Here is a 17,870-nt window from a genome sequence, read left to right as displayed (position 1 = left end):
TCTCGAGGCTATACTTAACAGTATAGTCAGTTAGCTCATGCTCAAAATTTATTTAGGACAATATTGCCTTTGTCCATAACCTTCAAAAATTAGGCGGTGATAGGTGATAGATGAGGTGATAGGTTAGTAACAACCTATCACCGCTCTGTAAATACGATGAATAGGGCGTTTCAGGAAGACGGTGATAGGATGAAAGAGGATTTTCGTTTTTATGTATGAGAGAGCTTGCCGAATATACATTGGAAAATTACCCTTTGTGTTTGATTTTACAAAGTTCATCACTTTATGAAGCGACATCAATACATTACTTGTGAACTCGGTGTCATTATAAAATCTGAGAGTACAGCTAAGATAGATCCTGTTCTTGCTTATTCAAAAAGAGACATTTGACCACATTTTAAGCTATAATATACTCTATTTTTGATCTTGCATTTCTCAATCCCCTGCTGCATTTCCAAATATTTCTTCATTTTATAATCACTCCATTCAAGTTTTAATTTCAAAAGGATATTTTTTAATGAAACAGGTCCAGCTGACAATATAGATATTATCTTGGCTTTAATGATTTCATCTTGTTTGTCCTCTTCTAATTCATCCATTACGTACTTGCATATGTCGCCATGTATGTCTACAGGTATGGATCCTTTTTTTATGAGTTCTGAGTTAGCATTCGCTTCATTTGTTTCTGGACATCTTACATAAATACTCCTTTTTTTTCTCAGTCCGTCAATAACTCCAGACCAAGTACCTCCATTGTTTGCACTTTGGGCAACAAAGATATCTGATGCCATACCATAGATAATTGGATTTCTTGCCATAGCTAATTCCTTTCTCCATGGTGCCTGCGGTGCAAATGTGCTCATAACTAATACACGTCCCTGTGTTATTTCCTTATAGTACTGTCTAAATCCTGACGAGAAGGTCATTATTCCCTGAGGCAAGACTATAATGCTTTTGCCACCATTCTCTAATGCAGAATCAAGAGCCTGTTTGTCAACTCCTTTTGCAAAGCCACTGACTACAATTTTGTTTTCAGAAGAAGCTTTTTTTGCCACATTGTCCGTAAACTTAAGTGATATTTCATCTGCTTTCCTTGAACCTACAATAGCTATAGAATGCTCTCTAAAGATATTCTTATTGCCTTTGGTGAAAATAACAGTTGGAGCTGCTATCTTAAGATTTTTCTTAAGAATTGCAGGATAGCTATCGCTATGTAGTGGAATAATGTCATAACCTTGAGACAACATATCTTCTACTAAAAATGAGTTATTAGCCAATTGGCTATAAGTCGCCTTGAATAGCTCCTTTTCAGAATCATTTAATCCTAATTCATCCCAATACGAAGGTTCCTCAAACAATTCTATTATGGAAATTTTAGGATTGTGATTAAAACAATTTACATAAATTTCATTTTTCCTTTTTGTCCATATTTTGGGCATTAATGCCAACGTAACCCAATATGTCAATTCTTGATTTGTCATAATGCTCCTCCTACTGTCTTTGCTATTACTACTGGTACAATCCATTTAGCTCCACAATTAGTTAATGTATTTCCTATTTCTTTAAGTGTAGCCCCACTATCATATATATCATCAACTAAAAGGATTGTTTTTCCTTTAACTATACTGTTTTTTATAGTAAAGGCATCTTTAACATTGTCTTGTTTACTGTATGAATTTTGAAAAATCTTCTGTTCGTCAGTTTGTCTTGTTTTCACTAAATCATGTGAAATGGGTACTTTTATTGTATGTGCTATTTTCTCTGCAAAATTCTTTACCAAGTCCCCTGATCGTGTTGGAGGAACATATAATACGATATCAAATTTTATTCCTCTGTATTTCTTTCCCAAAAGAGACAAGACCTTTTTAAGTAAGAAGTTGGGGAAATCGCCTCCATTCTCATATTTTGAACGATGTAACGCTGTTCCAACATTTGAAACTCCATAATATGAAGCAGCATATCCGTTTGTGAGTTTAGAAGCAGAACATACATGCTTTTCAATGATGTCATGTACGATGGCTTTATCTTCTTTAGAAAAAATGCCAAGGTCAATACGATCTGTTTCAAAAGAAACAAAAACATTGTTATCTTTATAGATTTCGATATAGTTAGGCTTTGGCATCCTCATTCTATATCCAGTTTGGGGCTTGTAGGTGAATACGGCCAAATCCAATTCGGGGAAATAAGTTTCTCTGTATTCTTCCAACTTAGACAATAAACTAAAATCCGGTTCTACGCTCAGTTGAGGCATATTAGTATTGTCACAGTTTGAATAATTGCATTTTACTTCATTATCAAGAAAATCGCACAAATATTTCATTCTTGGCTCATTGGTATAAACATACTTTACCATAGAGTCTAAATCTTTTATTTTGGCCTCACGTAATTCCTTAAAATTCGACGTGTCTAATTCTTTTGCATTATATTGGTACTCATATTTCTTGGACTTTCCATACAATACATCTTTAATTATACCTTGATCTATCAAATCGGACTTAATAACTCTAATTTGATTTTGTTTAAGGTTGGCTCTTTTTAAAATTTCCCGTTCAGAAAGAGGCTCATCCTTCACTAATTCTATAACGTTGTAATATTTGCTTACAGAAGGACGTGCGTTTTCTATAAATGATAAAGGCAGCTGGTAATCTGTAGCATAATTCGTTCTGGAATCTTTGCTCTCGTTGTAGAATAATATTATTCTTGTAGGTTTACCATCCCTGCCAGCTCTTCCTATTTCTTGGTAGTAATGAATTGGAGACGATGGTATTTGTGTATGTATAATGAAGCGAATATCTGGCTTGTCAATCCCCATGCCTAAAGCATTTGTGGAAACTACACATTTCCACTTGTTGTTCATCAATCCGTTTTCGATATCTTTACGAGTTGCTGCATCAAAGCCTGCATTATAGTCGATGGCATTTATTCCTACATATTGAAGCCATTTGGAATATATCTCAGTATCAACTCTTGTACCTGTATAAATTAATCCAGTTCCCGAAATGTCATTCAGATTCGCAGCAAGCCAAATCAATTTTTCCTCTTCTGATTTAACCTTTATAACTTGTAAATAAAGATTTTCTCTAATAAGATTGCCCCTTATAGTTGTAAGATGACCTCCTATTTGTTTTTCTATATCCCTTTGTACTCTTTTGGTTGCTGTTGCAGTGGTTGCCAATACAGGAAGAGATACTGGTAATAGTTTTACGAGTTCTATAATTCTTCTAAAGGCAGGTCGGAAATCATGCCCCCAAGTTGAAATTGTATGCGCTTCATCTATAACGACCATTGACAGGTCCATTTTTTTTGTTGCATCCAACCACTCTTTGTTCTCTTGTCTCTCTGGAGCTATGTATAGAATCTTTATTTTATTATTTAATGCCATGTGAATGGCATGTGTATTGTCTTCCGGTGATTGTTCTGAATTAATATACGCAGCGGGAATGCCTCGTTGATTAAGATTACGTACTTGGTCGCGCATAAGTGCAATCAAGGGAGAAAAAACAACTGTAATACCAGAAAATTGAGTTGCAGGAAATTGATAACACAATGATTTCCCAAATCCCGTTCGTTCAATCATGAGAATGCGTTCTCCTTTTAGTATACGTTCTATCGCCCTCCATTGTTCGTCATAGAAATGCCCTATGCCAAATATTTTATTTAGTTTAATTTCTGCTTCACTTCTTGTCATATTAATGTTTTTATATGATCCTGCACTTTGACACGTTGCACCAGTGCCTATCGATCGCCTATTATACGATGAAGCGTCAGCTTTTGAAGACATAAATTCCTTTTCTTCCACTGTTATCGTCAAAGGTTGTAATTATTAAGACAGACTTTTCTCTGAAAGATTTGTCAAATTCCGACTACGAAGGTATAAAAAGAATTGCAGATCCTTGCATAAATGGACAAAAATATGCGATAAAAGAATGAAAAACAGGGACTTTGACTCAAAAATCAACAGATTTTAGGCTATTAATGTCGTTTTATGTTCGTTTGTTTCTTGGGATACTTATCTTTGTCTCTCCACGATAATTTAGATGTGGAACCACCTCCACCTATGCCTACACGTGGTTGTGCACTCCCACCAAATGCCAGTCCAAAAATCAGTTCATATACAGTAGCCTTGCTCCGTTCAAACGACCTTCAAATGCTATTCTTTGGCTCAATGTATTTGGGCATAGCAAAGGAATATTGATACCCCTGAGCGGAAATGTTTAAATATGCAGGAGATATACCGGAAATATACTGTGTCATAAGATTTTTTATCCATTCGTTTCATATTCTTAACTCCGAAAAAATCGTAAACGTTGATAAACTAACTACTTTTGCCTTTTAATCTTGCAGAATTTTTGAATGTCCGGTATCTAATAAGCATAAACTAAATATTTCCAGTTATGAGACACAGACTGTTATTACTATTGCTGTTCGTGTTTGTTGCATCTGCAATGGGGTGGGCACAAAAATCCACAGCTCTCTCTTATACTGTGAAAGGAGTACTCGTTGACTCTTTAACACAGGAAGGAGAACCGTATGCCACGATTAAGATTACTCCCAAAAATACGCCGGATAAAGTGGTAAAGATGGCAGTGACTGGGGCGAATGGTAGGTTTCAAGAAAAACTGAATGTGGCTGCGGGCAGTTATATAATCACCATTTCTTCCATTGGTAAATCACCGATAGTAAAGGAATTTACTCTGAAACCGTCTGTGAAGGAGGTTGACTTGGGTACGATGGTCTCTTCAGAGGCCAATAACGTATTGAAAGGAGTGGAGGTAGTCGCACAAAAACCTTTGGTAAAGGTAGAGGTGGATAAGATTGAATATAATATTGAAGATGATCCCGACTCAAAATCGAACAGCATATTGGAGATGCTTCGGAAAGTGCCTTTGGTGACGGTGGACGGAGAAGACAACGTACAGGTGAACGGCAGTAGCAGCTTCAAGATACATGTGAATGGAAAGCCCAATAATATGATGAGTAATAACCCGAAGGAAGTGCTGAAAAGTATGCCGGCAAACACAATTAAATATATTGAGGTGATTACTGCTCCGGGAGCTAAATATGATGCGGAAGGTGTAGGAGGTATTCTGAATATTGTCACCATAGGTTCCGGATTTGAAGGCTACACGGCTACTTTCAGGGGAAATGCCGACAACAATGGTGTTGGTGCCGGTACTTACGCGATGGTGAAACAGGGCAAGCTGACTGTTTCTGTCAACTACAACTACAATTATAATAATAGTCCGAGGAGCTATTCCGACAGTTACCGCGAAAATTATGAACCGGGTCAGGAGAATGAGAAAAACCTGGAATCGGAGAGTAGCTCCAAGTCGAAAGGAAATTTCCAGCATGGCAATTTGGAAGCCAGTTACGAGATTGATACGTTGAGGCTGCTGACGATGGCTTTCGGTATGTATGGTGATAGTGATAAGAATAACAGTGACGGAAATACGATTATGCACGGAGCTGATCGCCGGAATTTTGCGTACCGTTACAGAACGGATAATCATGGAAAAGGGTCATGGTATTCTATCAACGGGAATATAGACTATCAGCGTACTTCCCGGAAGAACAAAGAGCGGATGATTACCCTTTCGTATAAAATCAATACCCAACCTCAAACGAATGATTCATACAATACTTATCTGGATATCGAGCCTGATGAGAATAAACAGGATATCATCAAAGAATTGTCATTGAAGAATTTCCATTCGGACGGAAAGACCAATATGATGGAACAGACTTTCCAGGTGGACTATATTACTCCGATTGGAAAACTGCATACGATTGAAACCGGTGCCAAGTATATTTTCCGACGTAACTCCAGTGATAATCGATTTTATGAAGCCGAGGGAGCAGATGACAACTATGCATATAATGAAAATCGTAGCAGCGAGTACCGTCATTTGAATCATATCATCTCCGCTTATGCCGGATATACGCTGAAATACAAGGGATTTACTTTTAAACCGGGATTGCGTTATGAGCAAACCATACAAGAGGTGAAGTATCTGGTCGGTCCGGGTGAAAACTTTTATTCGAATTTCAGTGATTTGGTTCCTTCCATCTCCTTAGGAATAAAACTAGGTGAGACGCAGAACCTCCTCGGTGGATATAATATGCGTATCTGGCGTCCGGGCATTTGGAACTTGAATCCTTATTTCAATAATCAGAATCCGATGTTCATTAATCAGGGAAACCCGAACCTGAAGAGTGAGAAGAGTCATTCGTTTGATTTGTCCTACAGCAGTTTTACGGCTAGGTTCAACATCAATCTCTCTTTGCGCCATTCTTTCAATAACAATGGAATCGAAAGAGTCAGCCGCCTGATTGCTGATAGAGGCGGAGAAATATTCGAAGGTGGTCATAAAGCTCCTTATGGGGCTTTGTATAGCACGTATGATAATATTGGTAAAAGCCGGGAAACAGGATTGAACTTTTATTTGAACTGGAATGCTTCTCCTAAAACGAGGATTTATATTAATGGGCGTGGAAATTATAGTGATTTGCGGAGTCCTGCCCAAGAGTTGCATAATTATGGGTGGAATGCTTCTGCGTATGGAGGAATTCAGCAAACCTTACCGGGAAAAATTCGTTTGAGCTTGAACGGAGGGGGGAGTACGCCGCGTATCAGTTTGCAGGGAAGAGGGTCAGGATATAATTATTACAGTTTGGGATTGAGCCGCTCTTTCCTGAAAGAAGAACGGCTTTCTTTGAATATTTATTGTAGCAATATCGTAGAGAAATACAGGACGTACAATAATCACACGGAAGGGGTGAACTTTATCTCGAAAAGTTCGAACAAGTACCCGAACCGGAATTTTGGCTTTAGTGTCAGCTATCGGTTCGGGGAGTTGAAAGCCAGTGTGAAGAAAACCGCACGAAGTATCGACAATGACGATGTGAAAGGGGGCGGCGAAGGAGATGGAAACAAATGATATAAAAAGACGATGTATTGAAATAATAATTCAGTATTATTAGCTATTTTTGTAGCTAGTAATATAATTATGTGGTGCATGAAAAGAAATATCATCTTTCTCTTGAGTATTTTAGGTTTTGTGATGATAGATGCTAAAAATCACTATTTTAAACATCTGGGAGTTTCCGATGGATTGTCTCAGGTTTGTATTTTTTCCATCTATCAGGATGAACTGGGAGCAGTGTGGCTGGGGACATCGGAGGGACTAAACAGATATAATGGTAAGGACGTAAAAATATTCCGTCCTTCACAAGGAAATGATGGTTTGACGAATAATGAAATCAATAAACTTTGTGGAGACGGGAACGGGAGGATATATATACGTTCGGGAAATGATTTGATAAAATTTGAACTCTACAAGGAACGGTTTACTTGTCTGCGCCGGAATGATGTGAGAGACCTTTTCTGCAAAAATGATACCTTGTGGGTGAGTTGCAAATCCGGCATCTATTATTATACGGCGGAGAATTCGGATTTGACTTTTGTCACTCAATTGCAGGAAGGATTGGGAGCGGGAGGAATGATATATGTTGATGACGACTGGATATGGGTGGCTACTAACCATCTGGTGGCCGTTTCGCGGAAAAATCCGGATCAGCAGAAGACCTTAGTTCCGTTTAATAAAGGTTGTCAATGTATTTCGGGCGACAAAGCCGGTAACATTTGGGTGGGTACTTGGAATGGATTGTACAGGATCTCGGCAAATAGGGAAGTGACACATTATACGAGTTCTTCAAGTGAAAATAAATTGTCAGATAATCAGATCCGATGTGTCTTGGAAGACGATTTCAACCATATTTGGATAGGTACTTTTCGTGGGCTTGACTGTTATGATGCTGTAACGGGCGAGTGGGATCATTATACACGTTATGGTGATTCTCCGAATACATTGAGTCATCATTCGGTTTTGTCTCTTCATAAGGATATGCAAGGCAATATTTGGGTAGGAACTTATTATGGAGGTGTAAATGTCTTTAATCCCAGTAAGTTTAGCAATCATTTTTACTATGCCGAGCCCTTGCAGGAAGATTGTTTGAGTTTTCCTGTTGTGGGAAAGATGACAGAGGATAGCAGAGGAAATTTGTGGATTTGTACGGAGGGAGGAGGCTTGAACTATTATAATACATCTACCGGAGCTTTTGCTCGTTATCAGCATCGTGAGGGGGATATGAGTAGTGTGGGTAGTAATAATTTAAAATCGATATTTTATCGGAAAGAGAACGGGCGCTTGTATGTCGGTACTCACCTCGGCGGGCTGTTTATATTGGATACAAAATCAAATAAAGGACATACCATCCATCACATAAAGGGTGATTCTACGTCTTTGCCGCATGAGATTGTGAATGATATTCAAGAGTATAAGGATGGTCTTGCACTGTTGACGCAAGGCGGTCCTGTTTTTATGGATCCGGTGACTGAGAAGTTCTCACCACTCTCTGATGATATGCACATTCGGAAGCTGGTGAGCAAAGAATACGCTTTTGAAACATTCCTGATTGATCGTCGGCAACGTATGTGGCTGGCTTTGGCTACCGGAGGGGTTATTTGCGTAGATTTGCCTTCATCTAAAGTAACCGAGTATGCGATGGATGCCAATAATCCATCTGCGATAGGGAGATTTAAGGTCGTTCATATCTTTGAGGATAGTAAGGGTGACATTTACTTTTGCACGATAGGATCGGGCGTATTCGAATATCAGGAAAAAGAGCGCTCTTTTAAGTCTTACAGTACCTTTAATCAATGTCTGCCAAGTGATTATTGTTATTATATTTGCGAATCTGTTGAAGAGCGCCGTTTGTTTATCCTTCATGGAAAGGGACTTTCTATTTTTAATAGCGAAAAAGGAGAAGTAGAAAATACTTATCATTTGTTTGATCAGACTTATAGCCAGGGCTCTGCTTTATATTTGGACAAAAATGGAACTCTTTTTATTAGTGGCACGAATGGTTTGGCTTTGTTTCAAAGACAATCTTTACATGCCCTACCTTCCAGGTATTTGTTGAATTTCGATAAACTGTTTATTTTCAATGACGAGATCTGTCCGAATGACCCGTCCGGTATTCTGACTGATATATTGGCAAAAACATCGGATATTTATCTGAACTATAAACAGAACAATATAACTGTTGAATTTGCCTCCTTTAATTACAATAATAATCGTAATCGTGTATTTGAGTATTGTTTGGAGGGTTTTGATAAAGTATGGACTCAGACTTCCGGCACAACAATCACTTATACGAACTTACCTCCCGGTGATTACACGCTTAAAGCTCGTCCGCTGGTCGGTAAGGAAGACCCGAATGAGGAAATTTGTTTGAATATACACGTTTCCGCTCCTTTTTATGCGACTTCTTGGGCCTATCTTTTCTATTTCTTATGTTTACTTGCGTTGATGGTCGCATTTACCCGTTTTAAAACCCGTCAGGCTGCCTTGAAATCCTCTTTAGAGTTTGAAAGGAAGGAAAAAGAGCGGATCGAAGAACTGAATCAGGCAAAATTACGTTTCTTTACTAATATATCTCATGAATTCCGCACCCCGTTGACACTTATCCTTGGTCAGATTGAGGTGTTGATGCAGATGGATTTAAGTACAACTGTTTATAATCGTATTCTTCGCATCTATAAGAATGCCTGGCACATGCGGAATCTGATTAGCGAGTTGCTTGATTTCCGTAAGCAGGAGCAAGGCTATCTGAAACTGAAGGTTGAAGAGCAGAATCTGGTTGCTTTTACCCGACAGATTTATATGTGCTTCTACGAATATGCACAGAAAAAAGAAATCACTTACCGTTTTGATAGTGTGGAGGACACAATCGCTGTCTGGTTTGATTCAAACCAGTTACAGAAAGTGATTTTTAATTTATTGTCGAATGCTTTTAAATACACACCCAATAAAGGGAGTATAACGGTAGAGGTCAGAAAGATTGCTTCTCAAGCAGTTGTATCGGTGTGTGATACGGGTGTCGGCATTCCGGTAGAACATATTTCGAAGATTTTTGAAAGATTTTATCAGACAGACAATTCGTCCTCTTCTTTTACGTTAGGAACGGGGATAGGATTGGCGTTGGCTAAGGGAATAATGAATATGCATCATGGAAAGATTGAGGTGGAAAGTGCTGTCGGGAAAGGTGCCAAGTTCACGTTGTCCCTTCCTTTAGGCAGTCGTCATTTTAGTGATGAAGAGATCGCTGCTACGGAAGGGCGGGAATCTGTGATTGTCTCCGAAGCGGCTCCCGTGCTTCCTTTCGAGCAAATGGTGGAGGTAGAAGGAAAGGAGGAGAAGATGGTTGCGCAAGAGGATGCGAAGGATGAGGATAAGCCTGTCATTCTTTTGGTGGATGACAATGAAGAGTTGTTATCGATGTTGCAGGAAGTGTTTCTGCCCATGTATCAGGTCTATATTGCACATAACGGACGTGAGGGGTTGGAAATGGCGCGGCAGATACAACCGGATTTGATCATAAGCGATGTGATGATGCCCGAGATATCAGGAAAAGAGTTGTGTTATAAGATTAAAACCAATGTCGAACTTTCTCATATTTCAGTTATTCTATTAACGGCTCTGACCTCTGTTGAGTATATTGTGGAAGGGTTAATGTTTGGTGCAGATGACTATGTAACGAAGCCGTTTAATGTGAAGGTATTATTGGCCCGTTGTAATAATCTCATAAGGAACAAGAAGCGCCTGATGGCTCATTATACAGGTAAAACCGTAACAGAGTCTCCTGTGCCGGAGGTTGTTAATGAACGTGATAAGGAGTTGTTGGCAAAATGTGTCAGTATTATCAAAGAGAATTTTGAGAATCAGGATTTTGATGTGACGGCGCTTGCTTCTGCACTCTGTATGGGGCGCAGCAAACTCTATATGCAATTTAAACAGGTGACAGGATTGACACCGAATGAGTTTATTCTCAAGGTCAAATTAGATGAAGCGATGTTTTTACTGAATAATCATCCGGAGTTGAATATTTCGGAAATTTCCATACGGTTAGGATTTTCTTCGCCTCGTTACTTCAGTAAATCCTTCAAGGCGTTCTTTGGTATTGCTCCACAAGCGGTAAGGAGTAAAAAAGGCGAGTAGTTCATGCTGGTTGTTATACATATAACTATTGTATTCTCTTTTTGATGGTATTTCGGGGAATAATCAATGATTGGCTTTTTTGCTCTCTGAAGACAACAATCTCCAATGGTTTATTTAAATCTGTTTGCCGGACAGCTTCTTTTAAGTCATCCAGATTATTGATTTCTTTTCCATCAAAGATGATGGTGCCTCCCCGGTATATTCTCCAGTCCGAACGCAGCAGGGGTTCATAAGGTTCCATAAAGGTGCGGACGGTCTGCGTGAATTCGATGTCCTGAAAGGAGATGTTTCGTACAGGCGATTGTTCTGCCAGCCTCCTTCCAGTTGCAGCTTGCCGGATTGCTTGTCCGTTCCGGTGATTCGAAAATGAAAATCGCCCCAGTCGTGCGAATGCATTGCATGTAGATAGCCTCCGGCAGGATTTTTCCATTTTTTGATTCGTTGCGGGGAAGTAGCATCTGCCGAAGTGCCGTTGAGACGAATGGCAGTAGAATCGAAATTCGGAAAACGTGCCATGGGGCGAATATTACCATTCACCAGCAGCATGTCCATGACTAAGGGGGGAGGCAGAGTGGCTTTCATAATACCGTTTGCATGAGGTTGCCAGTTTAATTTTAGCCGGATGCCGCTACTGAGGATTACTTTTTCATCGGGGTAAGAGCGGAGGATGAGTTGTTTTTGGACTCCGCCGTCTTCCGGGGTGAAGATCAAAGGATGAGTCAGGATATATTTACCTTCTCTCAGATAGATCGTTATTGTCCCTTTCTTATTGCTACGTGCTTTTTCCAGTGCTTTCGTGATGCTCTTGAAGGGCGAACGTATACTGCCATCTCCGGAATCTTTTCCTGTGGGAGATACAAAGTAGTTGGTTTGAGCTGATAGTGTGAAGTATTGGCAAATGATAAATGCTAAGGATAGGAGAATGCGGAGTTGTTTTCTTTTATGCATATCACAAATAAAAAAAGGAGGACATCTTCAAAGTATGAGGCTTGTCAAGCAACTACTTTATAAAATGCCCTCCATGTATAAGAACCTATTTCTAAACTGTCGGATTAGAGTTTACGTCCAAGACCAAATTCAGCAACCTGTGCAGATGATCCTCCTGAACTGTATGATCGATACTGTACTTTCACATATCGGTAGGTTGATTCCGGTATATCAAAATATTGAATATCATATAAATTCGGGATAATACTAACCACTGCATTATTTATCTTTTCAAAGGTTTGATTGTCATGACTTCCATAAATGTCTACAGATAACACCTGCAAAAAGCCATCATTCTGTTTTCTATGCTGCCAATAGAAATAATTGAAAGTTTGTTCTTTCTGCATATCAACAGTAAAATTCGGATCTGTCGTACCCACATAACCGCTCATTGATTTACCGGGTTTAATCAGTGATAAATAAGTATTTTGCTTACCATCCAATATATGTTCCGGCTTTCCTGTATTATTGTCTGTCACATAATTCTGCCCATTAGCGTATTTTGCAAAAGTAGACACAGTCCAATCAGTGCGGTTCAAAATGATATCCCCTTTAACCTTCAATGTTATCACATCTTTCACACCGCTCTCATCGGTTGTGCTTACATTGATTTGTGCCGTACCCACAGAACGCCCTGTAACCACTCCCGCTGCTGACAGACTGACGTATTGCTCACTGCCTTCAGCAAGAGTAAATCTCAAGTCCTGATAGCTTGCATTAGCCGGCAATACCTTTACCACCGTATTCAAGTCCAGCGTTTCCTCCAGATTTATGCCTTCCGGTACAGCACTTTTATCAATACTGGTAACCAGTATCACCGGAGCCTTCTCCTGGTTTACCACCAATTCTACCTGATGGCCTGCATCATAAGTCAGAAACACCTTTGCAGCACGCCCGTCAATATCTTCCGATGGTTCTACATCGATTTGCATCTTGCCATCTTCAATATAACCGGAGCACCAATTTTCACTGCTAATGACGTATACTACACGCTCATCAAGTCCATTGGCCAATTCATAGTCCAATGACAAAGTTCCTCCTTCGTATGAGATACTCATCGGATCAGTCTTTACAGTCACCCAATTATCCGGTACGACCACTGTTTTTTCGTCATCATCACAGGCAACAAATAGAGACCCTGTAAAAAGTAACGATAGAGTCACTGTCAATATATGCATTAAGTTCTTCATCTTCTTAAATTTTTTATAGATTATTATTCATGTTGTAATTTTACCATTTATAATTGCCCCAATTGCTTTCTGTAATCTTGTGAACATCCGGGCGAGGCATTAAATAGTCCTTTCCGTTAATTTCCTCCTTTAATTCTTCAATTTGTTCCTTCGTAATCTCAAAGGGCTTATTTCCATAGTCATTCAAAGTTGTTTTGACCGGATACAAGAAGCCCCATTTTTCAAAGAAATCAAGCATGTTTATACCGGATAGAGCACATACCTGACGTACAAAATCCAATTGATTCATGCCCTGGTTTACACCTCTGTCACTCGGACTTTCATGCGTACGGAAATACTCGTATAAATCATGATAAAAGTCTTTTTTCCCTAACGCATCTATCATGTACAGCTTGAGTTGCCAGAACGGCACCAATTGCGTTTCACGAGTGATATTCGAAATACCGGGAAGACAATGAGGACGTTTCCCATCCACTATCAATGCCGTAGCTCCTTGATAGATATTGTCGTATGTCCCCAATACCTGATTCTTCTCATCCTTCAACGTACATCCGTCCACCTGTAACTTACAAGGACTGCCAAATGATGTTTGTATAAAAAGCGACATAATATTATTGGTCACCTCTGTCATTCCCGACCATTTGATACCCGGACGCGTCTGATTACAATGTCCGACCTCGTGTGCAGGTCCCCAGCAACGAGTTGGGAATTTGGAAGGATCACAGAACGGTTCTGCATAGTAATTACCGTCATTATACACCGTGCGATAATCTGAAGCATTCGGACTACTTGTTTTATAGTCTATACAAAAATGCATTCGGTTGTTGAACATCTTTTTGTATTTGACAAGTCCCATGAATTCTTCTTCCAGATATACCAGACGATCCAGATTTTCAATGGTCTTCGTTATCTCTGTTCCGTATTTTTTGAAATCAGAAACACTCCAAGTCAGATGTGAATATTTTCCCAATACATCAATATCCTGATACTTGGCATTGTCACGAATAGAAGCCCAATCGCTTTCCTTATTCTTCCGGATATCGAAATAACCATTCACTTTTCCCATCGCAAAATGCACTTTCACCGTTTTGGCTTCAATAGCCTTCTTTTGGTTACTGTCGGCATTCTCCAGTTGAAGCGGAATGTCATCATTTGCATGATTCAAGATATAAATCAAGCCACCTACCTCTACTGTTATTTCATTGTATCCTTCTGATAAGTCGTAGGTTTTTGAGTTATTATACCCACCGGTCACGTCCTGAATCAGCATGGAAATCTTGCCGCCTTCATAAACATCGCCCACAAATATCGGCAACGTCTCATTGGCTTTCGCATAAATACCTGTCGGATTGTCTCTCAAACTATATTTCGAAGTTTTATTAATCTTAGCCATTATCTCAGGATGTTGATAAGGGCGATAATCCGCCAACCGATAAGAAGACTCGTAGCTGCCATTCAACAAAGCTAGTCCCAGCTCTTTCAAATATTGATTAGGAATTTGCTTTATCTGTTTTTCAGTGACCCCTTCTTTCAGTTTCATACCGATATTATCGGCAAAAATAGTGGCTGGATCAAATTTATTATCACTGGCTTCGTAAAACTCTATTTCAGCGCAACTAACCCTGTTCTCATAAGCTTTACTGATGATAAAACGGATAAATCGGACATTCTTTACCGGTTTCGACAATTTTATAGTAAATGGAGTATGCACTCCGTTTCCTCTTGCATAGTCGCCTATTTTAATAAATTCATCCGGTTTCTCAGATGTAGATGCTTCCACCCTAAATTGGTCGAACGATCCCCATTTATTCCCTGAGTCGGTGCGAGGAGTATAGACTATACTATTCAGTGTGTGCCCCTTCTCCAGTTCATATTTGATAACAAACGGATATGAAACGGCCCCGAACTTAGAATTAAAATAAGTTTTCTTATTGCCGTCATAAGACATCTTCAAAGTCAATGGGTTTCCATCTCCATCTTTACTTTGCACTTCTTCAGAAGTAGCCTCACCTCCAATCACTTTTATTAATTTGTCTGCCGAATTGGGAGCTGCTTCTTGCGAAATTGAGATGTTGCACGTATGACTATCATCGTATACCAAAGTCAATACAGAGGTTCTTACTCGCTCTGTAAAAGAACGTTCGCATACAATTGTCATTCTTCCATTCTCAATACTAGCAGATAACCAATCATCTCTCTTATTAGTTAATTTAACTGCTATTTGATTCACATCGACTCCTTGCCCCAGTACAAATTCCCGGCTTTCACTACCTCCTTCATAAGGAAAACTTACAGATTCGGCAGATATGGTAATCCAGTCATCCGGAATAGCAGGATCTGCACCATCATCACTACACGCGTAGATTGGGTAGAGGCACAGTAGAGATAAAAGAACTACCTGCAGCTTGTGCCATCGGTCTTTTATGATATGTATTTCTGTGTTTTGCATGACCTTATTCAGTTATTTAACATCGACTTTTTTATTATCAGAGTATGTTTACAGTAATACAATCTTAGATAAGTGAATAAAACAAAGGTGAAGCCGATACCAGGGAAGTCTGTCTTCACCTTTGTCTGTCCGGTTATCAAACGATTAATTCCATAACGGATTTTGAACCGTCAACTCACTCTTCTGCATTTCATTGTAAGGTATAGGATACAACAACATAGCCTTTGACCACGGATATCTGTCGACAACAATCCGATTGTAATATGAACCGGTACCGATCGCATCACTAAACTCGCTAGCTGTATTTTTAGCACTATTGAATTTTTTTACAGCCGGCTTACTGATATCCATACCATAACGTATCAACAGCTTGTCTTCACAATCTTTAATCCATTCACCGGTCGTTTCATCCTGTGACCATCCTGCACGCATCCATCTGTGCATATCGAAGTAATAGTTTCCTTCTCCCAGCATCTCAATAATGCGTTCACGATAGATAGCTTCGCGCTGCAAATCTTGGTTTCCAATAATATTCTTTTTCCCCTCTGCTGCCAGCGTTCTATAACCGGGAATACCTGCACGCTCACGCACCAAATCCAGATATTTGATAATATTCGGATCATTCTCGTTAATTTCATTACATACTTCCGCATAATATAAATAGAAGTCTGCCAACCGGAAATAAATCCAAGGACGTCCCCAAGTGGTCGGCTTTGAGCCCTCTTTCATAAGTGTACGATTGTTGAACTTATACAGCAAATAACCGGCTCTTGCATGCATTGTCTGGTCTTTATATCCTGCTCCACCTTTACTGAAGTATGCTCCCCAATCCGGGTATCCACTTCTCTGTATGTGCCAACTTTTGCCTTCATACGTGACATCGGCATAAAAACGAGGTTCCCGATTTACATACATGTTAAAAATGTGCTTGTCTTTATGTCCCTTCTCATTGCAAACATTTACCCAGTCTTTAAATCCATTCTCGTTATAATCCGGGTCTTCACTGATATCCAATCCTTTATCCGTGAAGAACAAATCGATGATATTCTGATAGAAACCGACGTTTCCCATTCCGCCGGGAATATCACCGGGAGTCGTACGGTCTTCCATCTTGTATCCGCCAAGAGCATTGTTATAGTCATTGTTTCCGTTTGCCCAAAGAATCTCATCGTTATAGTATTGGAACAGTTCATAGATGGACGTATTAGGATCTTTATCCTCAGAGTAATACAAATGCATGCCATGTGCATCGGCAAAACTCAACAGAGCTTCCAGATGTCTTTTCGCTGTTTTCCATTTTTCATCATCCTTATCAGGGAAAAGCCGCTTTCCATCCTTGTTTGTTAAGCTCAATGCTTCTTTATAGCCACCATTGAATAACGGGGAAGCGGCATATACCCATAAACGGGCACGCAACGCCAAAGCGGCAGCTTTTGTAGGACGCAGGATCTCCTGAAGATTATATGCGCTGTTGTCATGAGTAAAATCTTCAGCCGTACCTGTCTTTAGGGTTTCAGGCAGATCATCTCTATATTCACCGTCTATTACAGACGCCAGCAACTGGTCGATATGCCCTACCATCTCATCAACAGAAGCACGTTCATAATCAACATTTTCATTAGACGGGTCGGCAACCTCTGTGATAATAGGTGTAGGACCATAAAGCTCAAATAACAAGAAATAGTTATATGCGAGCAGGTAAGTAACATCTGCTTTGTAACGGCGCATTTCTTCTGCTGAAATATATCCTTCAACATCTATCGGATCACCAATACTCTCCGGAGCCATCTCTAAGAATATCATTGCCTGACGAATCTGCTTGTAACAATTCCACCAACGATTATGAGTTGTCGAATTGGGAGTATACGTATTTTGCCCGAATTTCAATACGTTGGGATGCGCACAAACCAATTCTCCGGAATAGATAGCTTGCGCATTAACGGTACCGTTGCTATTCTGAACATCATATCCTGTTTCCGAATAATTGGGACAGGTTTGGTAAATTTCTGCATACCACTGTTTGATATATTTAGCTTTTGAGAACACCTCTTCCTTATCCAGATTTCTGGCAAGTTCCTTAGAAACATCCAAATAATCAGAACAAGAGGCCAACATGCCGACCAATGAAAAAGCCGCTGCCGTACATACTGTTTTTATAATATTCATAATTAATTGTTCTTATAA

General features: G+C 39.6%; 8 protein-coding genes. 2 read left to right on the top strand and 6 right to left on the bottom strand.

Annotated features, from left to right (window positions below):
- Positions 1-368: 368 nt before the first annotated feature.
- Both AB9N12_RS05425 and AB9N12_RS05420 read right to left on the bottom strand, forming a co-directional pair.
- The gene (locus tag AB9N12_RS05425) at positions 369-1,481 is read right to left on the bottom strand and encodes a DNA-processing protein DprA (protein ID WP_369890357.1); all 1,113 of its coding nucleotides are present in this window, start codon (positions 1,479-1,481) and stop codon (positions 369-371) included.
- On the bottom strand, positions 1,478-3,781 hold the full coding sequence (locus AB9N12_RS05420) for a RecQ family ATP-dependent DNA helicase (RefSeq protein WP_369890355.1): 2,304 nt from the start codon (positions 3,779-3,781) through the stop codon (positions 1,478-1,480). Before AB9N12_RS05420 ends, AB9N12_RS05425 begins: the two co-directional genes overlap by 4 nt.
- Positions 3,782-4,394: 613 nt before the next feature.
- Between AB9N12_RS05420 and AB9N12_RS05415 the strand changes: the two genes are divergently transcribed.
- Together AB9N12_RS05415 and AB9N12_RS05410 are read left to right on the top strand one after the other, a co-directional pair.
- The gene (locus AB9N12_RS05415; protein ID WP_369890353.1) at positions 4,395-6,938 is read left to right on the top strand and encodes an outer membrane beta-barrel family protein; all 2,544 of its coding nucleotides are present in this window, start codon (positions 4,395-4,397) and stop codon (positions 6,936-6,938) included.
- Positions 6,939-7,016: 78 nt separating this feature from the next.
- Entirely contained in the window at positions 7,017-11,060 is a 4,044-nt protein-coding gene (locus AB9N12_RS05410; RefSeq protein WP_369890351.1) for a two-component regulator propeller domain-containing protein, read from the top strand.
- A 141-nt stretch (positions 11,061-11,201) separates the two neighbouring features.
- Here AB9N12_RS05410 and AB9N12_RS05405 read toward each other — a convergent pair whose 3' ends face one another.
- The 4 genes from AB9N12_RS05405 to AB9N12_RS05390 all read right to left on the bottom strand — a co-directional run bounded on the left by AB9N12_RS05405 (position 11,202) and on the right by AB9N12_RS05390 (position 17,852).
- A complete protein-coding gene (locus AB9N12_RS05405; RefSeq protein ID WP_369890349.1) occupies positions 11,202-12,008 on the bottom strand; it encodes a DUF1565 domain-containing protein in 807 nt (268 codons plus the stop codon).
- 104 nt (positions 12,009-12,112) lie between these two features.
- Entirely contained in the window at positions 12,113-13,237 is a 1,125-nt protein-coding gene (locus tag AB9N12_RS05400; RefSeq protein ID WP_369890346.1) for a discoidin domain-containing protein, read from the bottom strand.
- Positions 13,238-13,277: 40 nt separating this feature from the next.
- Positions 13,278-15,686 carry a M60 family metallopeptidase gene (locus AB9N12_RS05395; protein WP_369890345.1) on the bottom strand — a complete coding sequence of 803 codons (2,409 nt, stop codon included), beginning with the start codon at positions 15,684-15,686 and terminating at the stop codon, positions 13,278-13,280.
- A gap of 144 nt (positions 15,687-15,830) precedes the next feature.
- The gene (locus AB9N12_RS05390; RefSeq protein ID WP_369890342.1) at positions 15,831-17,852 is read right to left on the bottom strand and encodes a RagB/SusD family nutrient uptake outer membrane protein; all 2,022 of its coding nucleotides are present in this window, start codon (positions 17,850-17,852) and stop codon (positions 15,831-15,833) included.
- Between the last annotated feature and the right edge of the window lie 18 nt (positions 17,853-17,870).

It is taken from the genome of Bacteroides sp. AN502(2024), assembly GCF_041227145.1.
Lineage (GTDB): Bacteria > Bacteroidota > Bacteroidia > Bacteroidales > Bacteroidaceae > Bacteroides.
Note: the sequence above shows the minus strand (reverse complement) of the source record. Positions and strands in the feature narration are given on the sequence as shown.

Bases quoted from the DNA above. Each gene is read 5' to 3' on its own strand.
- AB9N12_RS05410 (WP_369890351.1), top strand. From the start codon at position 7,017: ATGAAAAGAAATATCATCTTTCTCTTGAGTATTTTAGGTTTTGTGATG.
- AB9N12_RS05400 (WP_369890346.1), bottom strand. From the start codon at position 13,237: ATGAAGAACTTAATGCATATATTGACAGTGACTCTATCGTTACTTTTT.
- AB9N12_RS05425 (WP_369890357.1), bottom strand. From the start codon at position 1,481: ATGACAAATCAAGAATTGACATATTGGGTTACGTTGGCATTAATGCCC.
- AB9N12_RS05415 (WP_369890353.1), top strand. From the start codon at position 4,395: ATGAGACACAGACTGTTATTACTATTGCTGTTCGTGTTTGTTGCATCT.
- AB9N12_RS05395 (WP_369890345.1), bottom strand. From the start codon at position 15,686: ATGCAAAACACAGAAATACATATCATAAAAGACCGATGGCACAAGCTG.
- AB9N12_RS05405 (WP_369890349.1), bottom strand. From the start codon at position 12,008: ATGCATAAAAGAAAACAACTCCGCATTCTCCTATCCTTAGCATTTATC.
- AB9N12_RS05420 (WP_369890355.1), bottom strand. From the start codon at position 3,781: ATGTCTTCAAAAGCTGACGCTTCATCGTATAATAGGCGATCGATAGGC.
- AB9N12_RS05390 (WP_369890342.1), bottom strand. From the start codon at position 17,852: ATGAATATTATAAAAACAGTATGTACGGCAGCGGCTTTTTCATTGGTC.